Below are 15,142 nucleotides of genomic sequence, written 5' to 3'. Positions count from 1 at the left end.
CCGCGCGGCGGTCCGGGGCCGGGGTCAGCCGGAGACCTCGACCGGCGTGCCGATCGGCAGGTTCTCCGCCATCCACGTGACGTCGTCGTTGGAGACCCGGATGCACCCGTGGCTGACCTGGCGTCCCAGGGCGTCCTCGTCGTTGGTGCCGTGCACCGCGAGCTGGCCGGGGCCGCCCGCGAAGGTCTCCAGCGTCTCGGAGAAGCCGCTCAGTCCGAAGGCGTAGACGCCGTAGTCGCCGTCCGGGTCCGGGGGCCGGAGCAGCTCGGTGAAGTAGTAGCGGCCGGGCGGGGTGGGGGTCTCGTTCGCCCCCGTGCCGATCACCCCGGCGCGCACCTCCTCCTCCCCGTCGTGGACGGTGAACTCGAAGGCCTCCGTGTCGATCTCGACGCGGAACGCGGTGGTGGACAGCTCCACCTCGTCGCTCCTGATCCAGCCCGTGGATCCGTTGGGCCGGACCGGGAGGAGCACCTCCAGCCACTCGCCCTCGTTCCGTTCGACGAGGAACGTGCGGTCCACCCCGAAGTCGTTGGGGCTCGTGAGGGTCTGCGACGCCTCCGTGTCCTCCTTCCCGGCGTGGACGTCGATCTCCCCGCCGACGACCGTGGCGATCTCGACCGCCTCGGCACCGGCGCCCCCGCCCGCCCCGGCGGCCGGTTCCCCGCCCCCCGTGGCGTCCTCGGACGCGGGTGCGGACGAGCAGGCCGTGAGAGCGGCCAGGGCCGCGGCGGCCGCGAGTGGCGGCAGGGCCCCGGTGGTTCGTCGGGGCGGCGTGGATCGACGCATGGCATCCGTCCGGCTTCGTTCGGGGAGGCGTCCGGCGGACCGTTTCCCTGCCGGACGAGATCGAAGAATCGCGGACGGATGTGAAGAACCCGTGTGCCCGTCGTGTGTCTCCTGTGTGGTGACCTGGGGCGGCCCGGAACCGCCGGTCCGGGGCCCGTGGGGGGCACGTACGATCGAGCCGCGGCCGGCGCCGGCCGCCAACCGAGCCGAGCGGAGGTCGCCGTGTGCGCGCATGTGCTGGTCGCGGAGGACGACGTGAACCAGGCCGACCTGATCCGTCGCTACCTGGAGCACGAGGGCCACTTCGTCCGCGTGGTGCACGACGGGCGCGCCGCGGTCGAGGAGCACCACCGCGAGCGGCCCGACCTGGTCGTCCTGGACGTGATGATGCCGGTCATGAGCGGCCTCGAGGCGTGCCGCACGCTCCGCGCGGAGTCGGACGTCGCGGTGCTGATGCTCACCGCGCGCTCCACCGAGGAGGACCTGCTGACCGGCCTGGACCTGGGCGCGGACGACTACGTGACCAAGCCCTACAGCCCGCGTGAGCTGATGGCGAGGGTGCGCACGCTGCTGCGCCGGTCGCGGCGGGACCCCGACGGTCCGGACCGGGTGCTGCGCGCGGGCCCGGTCGCGGTCGACCCGTCACGGCACGCCGTGCGGGTGGACGGCGAGCCGGTGGAGTGCACGCCGGCCGAGTTCCAGCTGCTCGCCGCGCTGGCCGCCCGGCCGGGGCGGGTCCTCACCCGGGCCCAGCTGCTGGAGTGCATCCACGGCATGAGCCGGTTCATCACCGAGCGCACGATCGACGTCCACGTGAAGAACCTGCGGAAGAAGCTGGAGCCGGACCCCCGCAGGCCCGTGCGGCTGGTCACGGTCTACGGCGTCGGCTACAAGCTCGTCGGGGCCGGCGATGGCACGTCGCCGGGGTAGGGCGTGTTCCGCGGACACCCGCCCTGCTGCACGTCGCCCCGGCACGCCCCTCGCGGCGTTCCCCTCTGTCGACAGGACCCCGCCCTGACCCCTTCTTCGGCCTTGCGATGAACGCACCGGATACGCCGCTCGCGACGGGCGGCATCCACGGAACACGCCCCACGGGCGCCCCGCGGGCCCGCGGCCGCCGGGCGCGCCCCCGGACGGGGGGAGCCCTGCGGCACAGCCTGCTGGCGCGTCTCCTGGCCAGTTCGGTGCTGGTGGCGGTCTGCTCGATCACCGCGACGGCCTGGCTGGCGGTGCAGGGGACGTCGGAGTCGATCAGCGTCCAGCAGGGCGAGACCCTGGCGGTGGACACCCGCATCCACGACACCCTCGTCGCGTACGCGGCCACCCACCCCGCGTGGGACGGGGTGGGGTCGACGGTGGAGGGGCTGGCGGAGGAGACGGGGCGGCGGATCGCCCTGACGACCGAGAGCCACGGCCTGCTGGCGGACTCGGCGGGCGGTGACCGGCCGCTCCCGTACCGCACGTCCTCGGTGGTCGACCCGCTGGCGGTGGACGTCACGCTGGCGTCCGACCTCGCGGGGCGCATCGACCCGCGCGCGGTCGGGCCGTTCGCCCTGTCCCGGGAGGACCGGTCCCGGCTGCTGGAGGTCGCGGAGTCGGGCGCGGCCTGCCTGGGCGGGACGTACGGGCTGGCCGCGGAGGTGGAGGCCGGTCCGAGCGGTCGGCCCGCCGTGACCGGGGACCCGGTGGACGACGCCGCGTGGGTCGGCTGCGGGCTCGACGCGCTGGACGAGCCGACCGGGAGCGAGCGGGAGGCCCTGGCGGAGTTGAACCGCCTGGTCGCCTCCTGCCTCGGCCTCGGGGAGGACGGGCTGCCCGAGGCGGAGTTCCGCATGGACGGTGCCGACGGGGTCCCGGTGGCCGAGCCCGTGGGGGACGGGGCCCCGGCGGACGAGGCGCGCGCCCCCCGGGAACCGGTGGAGGAGCGGCCGGGGGACTCCGACGCCGACCCGGGTGTGCCCGCCGTTCCGAGCGAGGAGCCCGCCGACGGCGGATCGGTCCAGGCGCCCGAGGACGAGCCGGCTCCGCCCGGGCTCCCGGAGGCGCCGGTCGCCCCGGGGCCGGAGGCTCCCGAGCCCTCCCCGGCCCCCGTCCCGGTGGCCCCGGCGCCGTCCGAGGAGCCGTCCCCTCCCGCTCCCCCGAGGTTCGACGCGCGCACCTCGGCCTGCCTCGACTCCGGTGTCCGCGAACAGCTCGACCCCTACGTGGCCCCCGCCGCGCTGCTGTTCATCGACGACCCGTCGGAGGAGCCGGAGTCCGGCCTGTCCCTGTCCCGCGAGGGCCTCCTGCGCGTCGCCGGGGTGGTGCTGCTGGTGCTGGTGCTGACGGTGGTGGTGAGCGTGGCCGTGTCGACCCGCCTCGTCCGCCCGGTCCGCGCGCTGACCGACGCCGTGCGGCGCATGCGCGCCGGGCAGGGGACGGCGCGGGTCGAGGTGCGCGACTCGGGGGAGATCGGGCAGCTCGCGGCCGCGTTCAACGAGATGGCGGAGCACCTGGCGCGGTTGGAGGACCAGCGCAAGGCGATGGTCAGCGACGTCTCCCACGAGCTGCGGACGCCGCTGAGCAACCTGCGGGGCTGGCTGGAGGCCGCCCAGGACGGGGTCGCGGACCTGGACAGGGAGCGCATGGGGATGCTGGTCGGCGAGACGCTCCTGCTCCAGGACATCATCGACGACCTCCAGGACCTGGCGCTGGCGGATGCGGGGAAGCTGCGGCTGTCCCCGGAGCCGGTCGAGGTGGGCGCCCTGGTGGCACAGGTGGTGGACGGCCAGCGCCTGCGGGCGCGGACGTCGGGGCTGCGGCTGGTCGTGGAGGCGGAGGACGTGGTGGCCGTGGTCGACCGGACCCGGCTGCGGCAGATCGTCGGGAACCTGGTGGGCAACGCGCTGCGGCACACCCCGGCCCCCGGGACGGTCGCCGTCCGGGTGCGGCGCGCGGACGGGGCCGCGGGCCCGCCGGGCGGGCCGCTCCGGAACGGCGACGTCGTCGTGGAGGTGGAGGACACGGGGGTCGGCATCGCACGGGAGGACCTCCCGCACGTGTTCGACCGGTTCTGGCGCGCGGACAAGTCGCGTAACAGGCGCACCGGCGGCAGCGGTCTGGGGCTGGCCATCGTGCGCGGCCTGGTGGAGCTGCACGGCGGGTCGGTCTCGGTGGAGAGCGTGCGGGGCGAGGGCACCGTCTTCACGGTGCGCCTGCCCCCGGCGGGCCCGCCGGACCGGCCGGAGCCGCCGGGGCCGTCGGCGTCCTGAGCCCCGGCCCGGCGCCTCCGGCCCCCGCGGCGGGGGTCCCCGGTCCCCGCCGCCTACTCCAGGCCGCGGCGGCGCAGCAGGGGGCCCATCTGCGGCTCGCGGCCGAGGAAGCCGCGGAAGGCCTCCATCGGGTCGGCGCCCCCGCCGACCGAGAGCACCCGCTCCCGGAAGCGCTCACCGTTCTCCCGTGTGGGGCCGCCGTTGTCGGTGAACCACTCCACGGCCTCCGCGGCGAGGACCTCGCTCCACACGTACGAGTAGTAGCCGGCGCTGTAGTCGTTGGAGAACACGTGCATGAAGTAGGCGGTGCGGTAGCGGGGGTGCACCTGGGCCGGGCCGAGCCCCCAGGCCTCCAGCGCCCGCTCCTCGAAGGCGGCCGGGTCCACGGCCTCCCCGGCCCCGATGCGGTGCCAGGCCCAGTCGAGCAGCGCCGCCGCGAGGTACTCGACGGTCGCGAAGCCCTGGTTGAACCGTGTGGCCGCGGCCATCCGCTCGACGAGCTCGGCGGGCACGGGTTCGCCGGTCTCGTGGTGCCTGGCGTAGTTGGCGAGGACCTCCGGACGGTGCGCCCACATCTCGTTGGCCTGGGAGGGGAACTCGACGAAGTCGCGGGGGACGCTGGTGCCCGAGAAGCGCGGGAAGCGCACCGCCGAGAACAGGCCGTGCAGGGTGTGGCCGAACTCGTGGAAGGCCGTGCGGACCTCGTCGAGGGTGAGCAGCGTCGGCCCGGACGCGGGCTTGGTGATGTTGAGGTTGTTGACCACCACGGGCCGTTCGTCCAGGAGGAACGACTGGTCGACCAGGTTGTGCATCCAGGCCCCGCCGCGCTTGGTGGGGCGGGCGTAGGGGTCGAGCAGGAACAGCCCGAGCCCGGTCCCGTCCTCCTCGAACACCTCCCACACGCGCACGTCGGGGTGGTAGCCGCGCAGGTCCGTGCGCTCGGTGAAGGTGACGCCGTAGAGGAGGGCGGCGGCGTGGAGGACCCCGTCCCGGTAGACCCGGTCCAGCTCGAAGTAGGGCCGCAGAGCGCCCTTGTCGAAGTCGTGGCGCTCCAGTCGGACCTTCTCGGCGTAGAAGGGCCGGTCCCACGGTTCGACGGGGTGCCCGGCGTGCTCGGCGAGCGCCTCGGCCTCCTTCTCCGCGTTGCGGACGGCGGGGCCGACCAGCTGGCCGAGACGTTCCTCGACCGCCCCGACGGTCTTCGCCGTCTGGTCGGAGACCTTGAGGGAGGCGTGGTCGGGGTGGCCGAGGAGGTCGGCCCGCTCGGCCCGCAGTCCGGCGATCCGCGCGGCGAGAGCGAGGTTCTCCGGGGCGCGCTCCGTGCTGAGGGTGTACAGCCGCTCGCGCGTGGCGCGGTCGGTGAGCTGGGAGAGCGCGGGCTGCACGGTGAAGTTGAGCAGGGGGAGCACGTACTCCCCGTCCTTCTCGACCGCCCTGATCTGGGCCTCGTCCAGACCGTCGAGCAGTGCGGGGTCGTGGACGACGAGCGCGGACTCCGAGGAGGCGCGGAGCACGTTCTGCGCGAACTCCGTGGCGAGGCCGGCGAGCTCCTCGTTGAGCTGCCGCAGCCTGGCCTGCCCGTCCTCCGCGAGGTCGGCCCCCGCGGCGGCGAAGTCGGTCCTGTACCGCTCCAGGAGGCGGGCCTCCTCCGGTCCCGAGGCGGTGACCTGCTTGATCCGCCGCCACAGGGCGCGGTTGAGGGAGATCGCGTCCCGGTGGTTGGCGGCCCTCGGGGCGATCTCCTTCTCGATCTCCCTGATGCCGTCGGTGGCGTCCGAACCGGCCAGGGTGTGGAACACGGCCTTGACGCGGCGGAGGATCCTGCCGGACCGCTCCAGGGCCACGAGCGTGTTGTCGAAGGTCGGGGGCTCGGGGTCGTTCGCGATGGCGTCGACCTCGGCCAGGTGTTCGGCCATGCCCCTCTCGAACGCCGGGAGGAAGTGCTCCTCGCGGATGCTCGCGAAGTCGGGCAGCTGGTAGGGCAGACCACTGGGAGCGAAGAACGGATTGTCGGTCAAGGCTCGGGCTCCTCGTGATTCGTACGCGTCGGCCTGGCGGTCCGTGTGCCTGGAATGGACACGTGTGCCGGGAATGCCGGTGCCGTTCTATCGCGACCGGCCCGCGCTGTCACGCCGGTTCCGCCCGGGGCTCGCACGCTCCCGCCCGGAACCGCTGTCCCGTCGGGGTTTCCGGGGAACCGGGGTCCCCGCCCGGACGTCCGAGGCAGGGGGAACGGCTCCCGTTCCCCTCCCGGGCCCCGGGCACGCGCGGCTCCGGACCGGCCCCCCGCAGACACCCCCCGGAGGCCCCTGTGCACCATCCCCCGCGCCCACCGCCGTCCGCGCAGCCGGACCGGGTCCCTCCCCGGACCGCCGGGAGTTACGCCCGGGCGTACCGGCGGCGGCGCGTCACCGGGCTCGTCCTGTTCGGGGCGGCCCTCGCCGTCATGGCGGGGAACTTCGCGGTGATGGCCGTCGCCGCCGAGGCGGAGAGGCCCTTCGGACTGCTCGGAGGCGTGGCGTGGGCGCGGTCCGTCCAGGCCTGGACCGACACGGTCGGCGTCCTCGCCCTGGTGGCCGTTCCGGCGCTGTTCCTCGCGGCCCTCCTCTGCGCGCCGACCCATTGGCCGCCACCCGACCGTGTCCCCCCGCGGACGACGCCGGAGGGCCTGCGCGCCGCACGGGCCCTCGTCCGGCACAGGCTGATCGGCTCGGACGCCCGTGTCAACCACGTCGCGCGCTCCCTGGCGGAGGCGGTCCTCGTGAACCCCTCCCACCTGTCCGGCCTGTCTCCGTGGTTCCGGGCCGGGCTCTACGTCGTGATCGGGGCGTGCCACGCGCTGATGCTCGCGGGCGGACTCTACGTCATCGTCCGGTCGCTCCTGCGGGGCGACCTGAACGGCCTCGCGACCGGTGTGCACACCGTCCTCATGTTCATCGGCCTCCTGTGCCTGCTCCCCCTCGCGAGTGCCAGGCGGGCGAGGGCGGGCCGGTACCTCGCCCTGCACGACGCGGCCCGCCGGCGGGCGGGCCGGCACGGCTGAACCGGCGGCGGACCGGCGTCCGTCCGCCGGGCCTCCCGTGGCGCGGCCCGGCTACCGGGCCATGTCGCGGTACCGCCGGACGCAGAGCGGGAAGAAGACCGCGACGACGGCCAGCGGCCACACCACCGCCATGATCAGGGCGTTCTGCGCGATCCAGGTCTCACCGCCCCAGCCCGGGTTGCCGAACAGCTCGCGGGTGGCGGCGACGGTGGAGGACAGCGGGTTCCAGTCCGCGACCGCGCCCAGCCACAGGGGCATGGTCGCGGTGGCCGCGAACGCGTTGGACAGGAACCCCAGCGGGAACTCCAGGGTGTGCACGGCCGTGACCGCCGCCTCCCCCCGGACGACCAGGCCCACGTAGATCCCGGGCCACACCAGGGAGAAGCGCAGCAGCAGGAGCAGGCCGACCGCCGCCGCGGCCTCGCCCCCGGTGCCGTGCCACTGCCATCCCGCCAGCAGCCCGCAGCCGAGGAGGACGGCCAGTGTGATCGCGGACTTGAGCATGTCGGCCGCGCAGCGCCCCACCACGACGGCGGACGGCGCCATGGGCATGGAGCGGAAGCGGTCGGTGACGCCGCGCGCCATGTCGTGGGACACGGCGGTGACCGTCTCGCCCACGCCGAAGACCATGGTCATGGCGAACATGCCGGGCATCAGGAACTCGCGGTAGTCCCCGCCGCCGGGCACGGTCATCGACCCGCCGAACAGGAACCCGAACATCAGCAGCATCATGACGGGGAAGAGCAGCCCGGCGACGAGCTGTCCGGGACGGCGCATCCAGTGGAGGACCTCGCGCCGGGTGATGGTCCACCCGTCCGCGGCCGCCCAGCGGACGCGGGCGGCGAACCCGCCGGCCTCCCCGCGGGCGGGTCCTCCGGCGGGCGGGGCGACGGTCGTGTTCATCGTGCGGTCGCCTCCTCGGCCTCGGTGAGGCGCAGGAACACCTCGTCCAGGGTGGGTCGGCGCAGGACGACGTCCTCCACACCGATCCGCTGTTCCTCCAGGGCACGCACCACCCCGGTGAGCGCCGCGACCCGGTCCTCCACGCCGACGCCGATCCGTCGGTTCTCCACGTCGGTGTCCGGCTCCGCCCCGACGACCCGCCGCACGACGCCGGCCGCCCCGGCGAGCTCCGCCGGGTCGCGGACCACCAGGTCGAGGCGGTCGCCGCCGAGTCGGGACTTGAGCTCCCCGGGGGCGCCCTCGGCGACGACCCGGCCGGAGGAGACCACGCAGATCCGGTCGGCGAGCCGGTCCGCCTCCTCCAGGTACTGGGTCGTGAGCAGGACGGTCGTGCCACCCGCGACCAGCTCGCGGACCGCGCCCCACACCTCGTCGCGGCTGCGCGGGTCGAGTCCGGTGGTGGGCTCGTCCAGGAACAGCACGGGCGGCGCCAGGATCATGCTCGCGGCCAGGTCGAGGCGGCGCCTCATGCCGCCGGAGTAGGCGCCGGCCGGCTTCCTCCCCGTGTCGGCCAGGCGGAACCGCTCCAGCAGCTCGTCCGCGCGCGAGGCGGCCCGCCGGGAGCCCAGGTGGTGGAGGCGGCCGAACATCTCCAGGTTCTGGCGGCCGCTCAACACCTCGTCGACGGCCGCGTTCTGTCCCACCAGCCCGATGCTCCGGCGCACCCGGTCCCCGTGGGCGGCCACGTCGTGTCCGGCGACGCTCGCCGTGCCCTCGTCGGCGCGCAGCAGCGTGGTGAGCACGCGCACGGCGGTGGTCTTGCCCGCCCCGTTGGGGCCGAGCAGGCCGCACACGCTGCCGACGGGCACGTGGAGGTCGAACCCCCTCAGCGCCCAGCTCCGTCCGTAGCGCTTCCCCAGGCCCCGCGCGGTGACCGCGCCCCCGGTCGTCTCCACGGTGATCCCCTCTCCGACAGCCGATCCCTTTACCGTACGCCGTACTGTACGGTCTGCGCTTCAGGGAACACAAGGGTGCCGGAGATAATTCCTTACGGGATAAAGCGATCGGTGGACGACCTCGGCCGCCCCTTCCGGCCCGAGCCCCGGCCCCCGCGCCCCGCGGGGACGGGCGGACGGTCGGAGGCCTCCGCGACAATGCGGTGACCGCAGTCGACACCGAGGAGCACCCATGCCCGACCAGGACCAGCGCTGCGCCTGGGCCCGGAACGCGTCGGACCTGATGAAGGCCTACCACGACGAGGAGTGGGGCAGGCCGTCCCGGGACGACGCGTACCTGTTCGAGCTGCTCGTGCTGGAGGGCGCCCAGGCCGGGCTCTCCTGGTCCACGGTGCTCGGCAAGCGCGAGAACTACCGCCGCGCCCTGCACGGCTTCGACCGCACCCGGATCGCGGGGTACGGACAGGAGGACACCGACCGGCTCCTCGCCGACCCCGGCATCGTCCGCAACCGACTCAAGGTGGCCTCGGTGGTGCGCAACGCCCGCTCCTTCGAGCGGGTGCGCGAGGAGTACGGCAGCTTCGCCGGCTACCTGTGGGGCTGGGTGGACGGCGAGCCCGTGGTCAACCGCGCCACCGAGCCGTCACAGGTCCCGGTGAGCACCCCGCTGTCCGACCGCGTCAGCAAGGACCTCAAGGGGCGCGGCTTCAACTTCGTCGGCACCACGATCGTGTACTCCTACCTCCAGGCCGTCGGGGTGGTCGACGACCACCTGGCCGGGTGCCCCGCCGCCTCCGCCTGAGCCGCCGCGCGCGGCAGCGGTCCGCCGCTCTTCCGCACCCCGTTCCGTACGGTGTACTGTACGCCCTACGAAACAGGCGGGCACGACCCCGCCGCCCCCCAACCGCAGGAGAGAGCCATGACGTTCCTCGTCTCGGGCGCCACCGGAACCGTCGGCCGCCACGTCGTCGACCAGCTGCTCGGCGCCGGGCTCCCGGTCCGCGCGCTCACCCGCGACCCCGCTCGTGCCCGGCTTCCGGAAGGGGCGCGGGCGGTGCGCGGCGACCTCACCGACCCCGACAGCCTCGTCCCCCACCTGGAGGGGGTGGTCGGCCTGCACCTGATCACGTTCGGCGGGGACGACTACGCGCCCCTCGACACGGCGCCCCGGCTCGTCGAACTCGCCGAACGGGCGGGGGTCCGCCGGGTGACGGTCCTGTGCGACTTCTACCCGGGTCCCGTCGAGGAGGCCCTCGCCGCGAGCCCTCTCGCCTCGACCCTCCTGCACCCGGTCGAGTTCATGGCCAACACCCTCGACTGGGCCGGGTCCGTCGCGGAGGAGGGCGTGGTCAGGGAGGTCCGCACCCACCCCAGCGCCCTGGTGCACGAGGCGGACATCGCCTCCGTCGCGGTCACCGCCCTCACCCGGGACGGGCACGGCGGCCGCGACTACATCCTCACCGGCCCCGAGGCGCTGACCCCCGGGGAGCGGGTGGCGGTGCTCTCACAGGTGCTCGGCCGGGAGATCGCGCTGGTCCGGATCGACCCCGGGGAGGAGGCCGAACGACTGCGCGCCCTGGGCCACGACGAGGAGTACATCGGCTTCGCCGCCCGGCTGGCCGCGGACCCCCCGGAGGTGGGCACCCGACCCCTGCCCACCGTCGAGGAGGTCACCGGACGGCCCGCCCGCGGGTTCGCGGCGTGGGCCGAGGAGCACAGGGACGCCTTCCGGGGCTGACCGCCCCCGCGGGGTCCGGACCCCGTGCCCCGGGCCGGGGGGCGGCCCGGAACCGGCGTCCGCCCGGCGTGACCGCCCTGCCGTACACTGACCGGGCACCGGACCGGAAGAGCAGGGCGGTCAATGTCCACTCAGCACACCACGAGCGGCGACCCAGCGCGCAGCCTGGCCCTGCTGTGGCGCACCCAGGAGCCCACCAGCAGGCGCAACAAGCCCGACCTGAGCGTGGACCGGATCGTGTCCGTGGCCTCCGGGCTCGCCGACGCCGACGGGCTCGCCGCGCTGTCCATGCGCAAGGTCGCCGAGCGCCTCGGCGTCGGCACGATGTCGCTGTACACCTACGTCCCGGGCCGGGGCGAGCTGATCGACCTGATGCTCGACGCCGCCTACGCGGGCCTGCACGCGGGCGGCGGGCGGCCCGGCGGCTGGCGGGACCGGCTGGGCGCGATCGCGCACGCGAACTGGCGCCTGTTCCTGCGCCACCCGTGGATGCTCCAGGCCTCCCGGGGGCGCCTGCTGGGCCCCAACCTCGTCGCCAAGTACGAGTACGAGCTGTCCGCGGTCGACGGCCTCGGCCTGACCGACGGAGAGATGGACTCCACGGTCAGCCTGGTCAACAGCTACGCGGAGGGCGCCGCCGGCCAGGCCGTCGCGGTCGGCGAGACCGAGCGGGCGTCGGGCATGACCGACGGCCAGTGGTGGAGCACCCACGGTCCGGTCCTCGCCTCCCTGATCAGGGACAGCGACTACCCGACGGCCTCCCGCGTCGGAAGCTCCGTCGGGCGGGAGCACCGGACCGTCTACCCCGCCGAGCACGCCTTCGCGTTCGGGCTGGAGCGCGTCCTGGACGGGATCCAGGTCCTGGTGGACTCCCGTTCCTCCGCCGCGGACGGCGTGTAGCCCCGCCGGGCACGGCTCGCGGACGGCCGTGCGGCCCCGCCGACGGCGACCGCGACCCGCCGGGAGGGAAGGCGCCCGGTTTCCGGCGCCCGGCGGCCTCCGGGTCGATACGGTGAGATCCGGACCCACACGGAGCGAACCGGGGAGCGGTATGGGGGACATCGGCCTGTCGTTGATCGGGGACCTGTACCGCAAGTACCGCGACCCGCTGGCGAAGGTGCGCGACGCGCAGCGCGCGTTCCACCGGGCCACGCGGGACCGCATGACCCCGCAGCTCGACGACCTGGAAGCGGAGATCACCTACCTGCTCCTGCGCGAGACCCGTCCGGACACGGTGATGGAGCTGGGCACGTTCCACGGCTGGTCCACGACCTGGATCCTGTCGGCTCTGCGCGACAACGGGGCGGGGACGCTGCACTCCTTCGACATCGTGGACGACGTGGTGGCGAACGTGCCCGCCGAGCTGGCGCTGGGCCGCTGGGAGTTCCACAAGGGCGACGTCCGGGAGAACATGTCCCGGGTTCCGGAGGGGATCGGCTACCTGTTCGTGGACGCGGCCCACAACGGCCGGTTCGCGCGGTGGTACCTGTCGGAGCTGTTCCCCCGGGTCGCGCCCGGGACCCCGGTCAGCGTCCACGACGTGTTCCACGGCAAGCGGGCCCTGCCGCTGACCGAGGGCGCGGTCGTGCTGGCGTGGCTGCGGAGGACGGGCACGGACTTCTTCACGCCGTCCCGCAGGAAGGCGCCCGCCCCGTACACGGCGCTCCTGGAGCTCAAGGAGGAGCTGGGCCTGGGGGAGCCGGTGCGCACCAGCAGGGACAACCCGATGATCTACTTCCGGATGCCCGAGCACCTGCCGTCCGCGTGAGCCGCGCCCGGCGCGCTCCGTTCGCGGAGCGCGCCGGGGCCGCCGGGCTCGCGCCGGCCGCCCCCTCGGCGACCGCGGGCGGGGCCCCGGTCAGGGGGCGACGGCGCCCCGCTCCTTGACGAACTCGGTGATGGAGGAGACCACGTAGTCGATCATCTCGTCCGTGAGGCCCGGGTAGACCCCGGTCCAGAAGGTCTGGTCGGTGGCGATGTCGCTGTTGTCCAGGTTCTCCGCCACCCGGTGCGGGCGGTCGAGGTAGGCGGGGTGACGGGTGAGGTTTCCCGCGAAAAGCAGACGGGTGCCGATCCTGCGGGACTCCAGGAACCGGACCAGCTCCGCCCTGCCGAACGGCGCCTCCGGATCGACGGTGACGACGAACCCGAACCAGCTCGGATCGCTGCCGGGCGTGGCCTCCGGGAGGATCAGGCCGGGCACCCCGTCCAGCCCCTCCCTCATCCGGCGCCAGTTGCGGCGCCGGGCCCTGCCGAAGTCCTCCAGCTTCTCCAGCTGGGTCAGGCCGAGCGACGCCTGGAGGTCGGTCCCCTTCAGGTTGTACCCCACGTGGGAGAACGTGTACTTGTGGTCGTACCCCGGCGGCAGGGTGCCCAGCTGGTAGCTGAAGCGCTTCCGGCAGGTGTCGCTCTCGCCCGGCTCGCACCAGCAGTCCCGGCCCCAGTCGCGCATGGACTCCACGACGCGCGCCAGCAGGAGGTTGGACGTGAGCACGCACCCGCCCTCCCCCATGGTGATGTGGTGGGCCGGGTAGAAGCTGACCGTGGAGAGGTCGCCGAAGGACCCCGTCACCTGCCCGTCGTAGAGGGACCCCACGGCGTCGCAGTTGTCCTCGACGAGGAACAGGCCCCGGTCCTCCGCGATCTGCGCGATCTCCCGGGCCTGGAACGGGTTGCCCAGGGCGTGGGCGATCATGATCGCCCGGGTGCGGGGGCCGATCGCCCTCTCCACGCGCTCCGCCGTCGTGTTGTACGTGCGCAGGTCGATGTCCACGAACACGGGCACGAGCCCGTTCTGGAGGATGGGGTTGACGGTCGTGGGGAACCCCGCCGCGACCGTGACGACCTCGTCGCCGGGGCGCAGGCGCTCGTCCTCCAGCAGGTGGGAGGTCAGGGACGACAGCGCCAGCAGGTTGGCGGAGGACCCCGAGTTCGTCAGGTGGGCCTTGCGGCGCCCGAGCCTCCTGGCGAACGCCGACTCGAAGCGGCGGGCGCTCCGGCCCGCCGCGATGCGCATGTCGAGGGCGGCCTCGACGAGCGCCACCCGGTCCTCCTCGTCGAGGACCGCGCCGGAGGGCCAGATCTCCGTCACGCCCGGCACGAACTCCCGCTCGGTCCGGGTGGACCGGTGGTAGGCGCGAACGGCGTCGAGCACGGCCGCGGCCTCGTCACTCGTCTCCATGCGTGGAACTTCCCTCCTGGGCGGACGTCGTGGGCGGGCGCCGCCCCTCCGGCCGTCCCCGTGGACACCGGATCCCGGCCGTCCCGGCTCCCGGCGCCCTGGGACGGCGCCGGACACACTAGGGGATGCGAAGGCCCTCCCGCCTCCGGTGGAGCGACCGGACCGGAGCGCGGAGCACGGCGGTGTCCCCGGCCTCCCCGCTCTGGCAGTATGGCGGCGGCGCGGCCTCGGCCGGCCGCGGCACCCGGCGCCTCGGAGCCGGTCGACACGAGGGAGGTCGTGTGTCCTCGACGCGCGAGGGTAGGGGAGCACCGGTGCGGCTCGGGGTGCTCGGCTGCGCCGACATCGCGTGGCGGCGCGTCCTTCCGGCTGTCGCGACGACCCCCTCCGTGCGTCTCGTCGCGGTCGCCAGCCGGGACGCCGCCAAGGCGGAGCGGTTCGCGGACCGCTTCGGCGGCGCCGCGGTCACGGGCTACGAGAACCTGCTCGCGCGGGAGGACCTCGACGCCGTGTACGTGCCCCTGCCGGTCGCGCTGAGGCACGAGTGGGTCGGACGCGCCCTGGCCGCGGGTCTCCACGTCCTCTCCGAGAAACCCCTCACCACGGGGTCCGGGCCCTCGGCGGAGCTGCTCGCCGAGGCCGAGCGGCGCGACCTGACCGTCATGGAGAACTTCGCCTTCCGGTACCACCGGCAGCACCACGAGCTGAGGAGGCTGGTGGCGGAGGGGGCGATCGGACACCCGCGGGCGCTGATGTGCGAGTTCGGGGTGCCCCGGCGCGCTCCCGGCGACATCCGGCACGACCCCGCCCTGGGCGGCGGCGCCCTCCTGGACGTGGGCGTGTACCCCTTGGCGCTGGCGCAGTTCCTGTGGGGCGGCGGTCTCCGGGTCGGCGGCGCGGTCCTGGAGCGGGGGGAGGAGACCGGGGTGGACGTGCGCGGCGGGGCGCTGCTCTCCGCCCCGGACGGCGGGACGGCACAGGCGGGGTTCGGGTTCGGGCTGCACTACCGCAACGAGTACACCGTCTGGGGGGAGTCCGGGACGCTGCGGCTGGACCGCGCCTTCACCCCGCCGGAGACGCTGCGGCCGACCCTGGAGCTGCGGACGGGCTCGACCGCCGAGGACCTCCCCCTGGAACCGGACCACCAGTTCCGCAACCTCCTGGACGCCTTCGCCGACGGTGTCCGAGGGACGGCGCCGGTGGACACGTCACCGGTCCTGGAGCTGGCCGGTCTCGTCGACCGCGTCCGCCGGAGCGCGGCGGAGGCCGCCGCGGTCTGACCGG

Annotated in this window: 13 protein-coding genes; 8 read left to right on the top strand and 5 right to left on the bottom strand. The window is 74.4% G+C overall.

Features of this window, described 5'->3' with window-relative positions; translation table 11 throughout:
• Positions 1 to 24 precede the first annotated feature (24 nt).
• Positions 25 to 786 (bottom strand): L,D-transpeptidase, encoded by a 762-nt coding sequence (locus ACIRPH_RS19485; RefSeq protein ID WP_402916251.1) that lies wholly within the window; start codon positions 784 to 786, stop codon positions 25 to 27.
• A gap of 222 nt (positions 787 to 1,008) precedes the next feature.
• Here ACIRPH_RS19485 and ACIRPH_RS19480 point away from each other — a divergent pair, with 222 nt between their 5' ends.
• Complete coding sequence (locus ACIRPH_RS19480; protein ID WP_402916249.1) at positions 1,009 to 1,716, top strand: response regulator transcription factor; 708 nt, start codon at positions 1,009 to 1,011, stop codon at positions 1,714 to 1,716.
• A 107-nt stretch (positions 1,717 to 1,823) separates the two neighbouring features.
• Entirely contained in the window at positions 1,824 to 4,037 is a 2,214-nt protein-coding gene (locus tag ACIRPH_RS19475) for an ATP-binding protein (RefSeq protein WP_402916247.1), read from the top strand.
• A 53-nt stretch (positions 4,038 to 4,090) separates the two neighbouring features.
• On the opposite strand, the gene ACIRPH_RS19470 is transcribed toward ACIRPH_RS19475, so the two are convergent.
• Positions 4,091 to 6,055 carry a M3 family metallopeptidase gene (locus tag ACIRPH_RS19470; protein WP_402916245.1) on the bottom strand — a complete coding sequence of 655 codons (1,965 nt, stop codon included), beginning with the start codon at positions 6,053 to 6,055 and terminating at the stop codon, positions 4,091 to 4,093.
• 293 nt (positions 6,056 to 6,348) lie between these two features.
• Here ACIRPH_RS19470 and ACIRPH_RS19465 point away from each other — a divergent pair, with 293 nt between their 5' ends.
• A complete protein-coding gene (locus tag ACIRPH_RS19465; protein WP_402916243.1) occupies positions 6,349 to 7,080 on the top strand; it encodes a hypothetical protein in 732 nt (243 codons plus the stop codon).
• A 51-nt stretch (positions 7,081 to 7,131) separates the two neighbouring features.
• Here the strand turns inward: ACIRPH_RS19465 and ACIRPH_RS19460 are convergent, their stop codons facing one another.
• Positions 7,132 to 7,983, bottom strand: coding sequence for an ABC transporter permease (locus tag ACIRPH_RS19460; protein WP_402916241.1), 852 nt, complete (start codon positions 7,981 to 7,983; stop codon positions 7,132 to 7,134).
• Positions 7,980 to 8,939 carry an ATP-binding cassette domain-containing protein gene (locus ACIRPH_RS19455; protein WP_402916239.1) on the bottom strand — a complete coding sequence of 320 codons (960 nt, stop codon included), beginning with the start codon at positions 8,937 to 8,939 and terminating at the stop codon, positions 7,980 to 7,982. Before ACIRPH_RS19455 ends, ACIRPH_RS19460 begins: the two co-directional genes overlap by 4 nt.
• Before the next feature lie 232 nt (positions 8,940 to 9,171).
• Between ACIRPH_RS19455 and ACIRPH_RS19450 the strand changes: the two genes are divergently transcribed.
• The 4 genes from ACIRPH_RS19450 to ACIRPH_RS19435 all read left to right on the top strand — a co-directional run bounded on the left by ACIRPH_RS19450 (position 9,172) and on the right by ACIRPH_RS19435 (position 12,445).
• Entirely contained in the window at positions 9,172 to 9,741 is a 570-nt protein-coding gene (locus tag ACIRPH_RS19450) for a DNA-3-methyladenine glycosylase I (protein WP_402916238.1), read from the top strand.
• Positions 9,742 to 9,858: 117 nt separating this feature from the next.
• Positions 9,859 to 10,677: an NAD(P)H-binding protein gene (locus ACIRPH_RS19445; RefSeq protein ID WP_402916236.1), complete on the top strand. Its 819-nt coding sequence runs from the start codon at positions 9,859 to 9,861 to the stop codon at positions 10,675 to 10,677.
• A 123-nt stretch (positions 10,678 to 10,800) separates the two neighbouring features.
• Complete coding sequence (locus ACIRPH_RS19440; RefSeq protein ID WP_402916234.1) at positions 10,801 to 11,577, top strand: TetR/AcrR family transcriptional regulator; 777 nt, start codon at positions 10,801 to 10,803, stop codon at positions 11,575 to 11,577.
• A 151-nt stretch (positions 11,578 to 11,728) separates the two neighbouring features.
• Entirely contained in the window at positions 11,729 to 12,445 is a 717-nt protein-coding gene (locus ACIRPH_RS19435; RefSeq protein ID WP_402916232.1) for a class I SAM-dependent methyltransferase, read from the top strand.
• Positions 12,446 to 12,535: 90 nt separating this feature from the next.
• Here ACIRPH_RS19435 and rfbH read toward each other — a convergent pair whose 3' ends face one another.
• Positions 12,536 to 13,858, bottom strand: coding sequence for a lipopolysaccharide biosynthesis protein RfbH (gene rfbH, locus ACIRPH_RS19430; protein WP_402916230.1), 1,323 nt, complete (start codon positions 13,856 to 13,858; stop codon positions 12,536 to 12,538).
• Positions 13,859 to 14,139: 281 nt separating this feature from the next.
• On the opposite strand from rfbH, the gene ACIRPH_RS19425 reads away from it, so the two are divergent.
• The gene (locus ACIRPH_RS19425) at positions 14,140 to 15,138 is read left to right on the top strand and encodes a Gfo/Idh/MocA family protein (RefSeq protein WP_402916228.1); all 999 of its coding nucleotides are present in this window, start codon (positions 14,140 to 14,142) and stop codon (positions 15,136 to 15,138) included.
• The last annotated feature ends 4 nt before the right edge of the window (positions 15,139 to 15,142 follow it).

The organism is Nocardiopsis sp. NPDC101807, from assembly GCF_044766605.1.
GTDB classification, from domain to species: Bacteria; Actinomycetota; Actinomycetes; order Streptosporangiales; family Streptosporangiaceae; genus Nocardiopsis; species Nocardiopsis tropica.
Note: the sequence above shows the minus strand (reverse complement) of the source record. Positions and strands in the feature narration are given on the sequence as shown.

Bases quoted from the DNA above. Each gene is read 5' to 3' on its own strand.
- ACIRPH_RS19485 (WP_402916251.1), bottom strand. From the start codon at position 786: ATGCGTCGATCCACGCCGCCCCGACGAACCACCGGGGCCCTGCCGCCA.
- ACIRPH_RS19475 (WP_402916247.1), top strand. From the start codon at position 1,824: ATGAACGCACCGGATACGCCGCTCGCGACGGGCGGCATCCACGGAACA.
- ACIRPH_RS19460 (WP_402916241.1), bottom strand. From the start codon at position 7,983: ATGAACACGACCGTCGCCCCGCCCGCCGGAGGACCCGCCCGCGGGGAG.
- ACIRPH_RS19450 (WP_402916238.1), top strand. From the start codon at position 9,172: ATGCCCGACCAGGACCAGCGCTGCGCCTGGGCCCGGAACGCGTCGGAC.
- ACIRPH_RS19445 (WP_402916236.1), top strand. From the start codon at position 9,859: ATGACGTTCCTCGTCTCGGGCGCCACCGGAACCGTCGGCCGCCACGTC.
- ACIRPH_RS19440 (WP_402916234.1), top strand. From the start codon at position 10,801: ATGTCCACTCAGCACACCACGAGCGGCGACCCAGCGCGCAGCCTGGCC.
- ACIRPH_RS19435 (WP_402916232.1), top strand. From the start codon at position 11,729: ATGGGGGACATCGGCCTGTCGTTGATCGGGGACCTGTACCGCAAGTAC.
- rfbH (WP_402916230.1), bottom strand. From the start codon at position 13,858: ATGGAGACGAGTGACGAGGCCGCGGCCGTGCTCGACGCCGTTCGCGCC.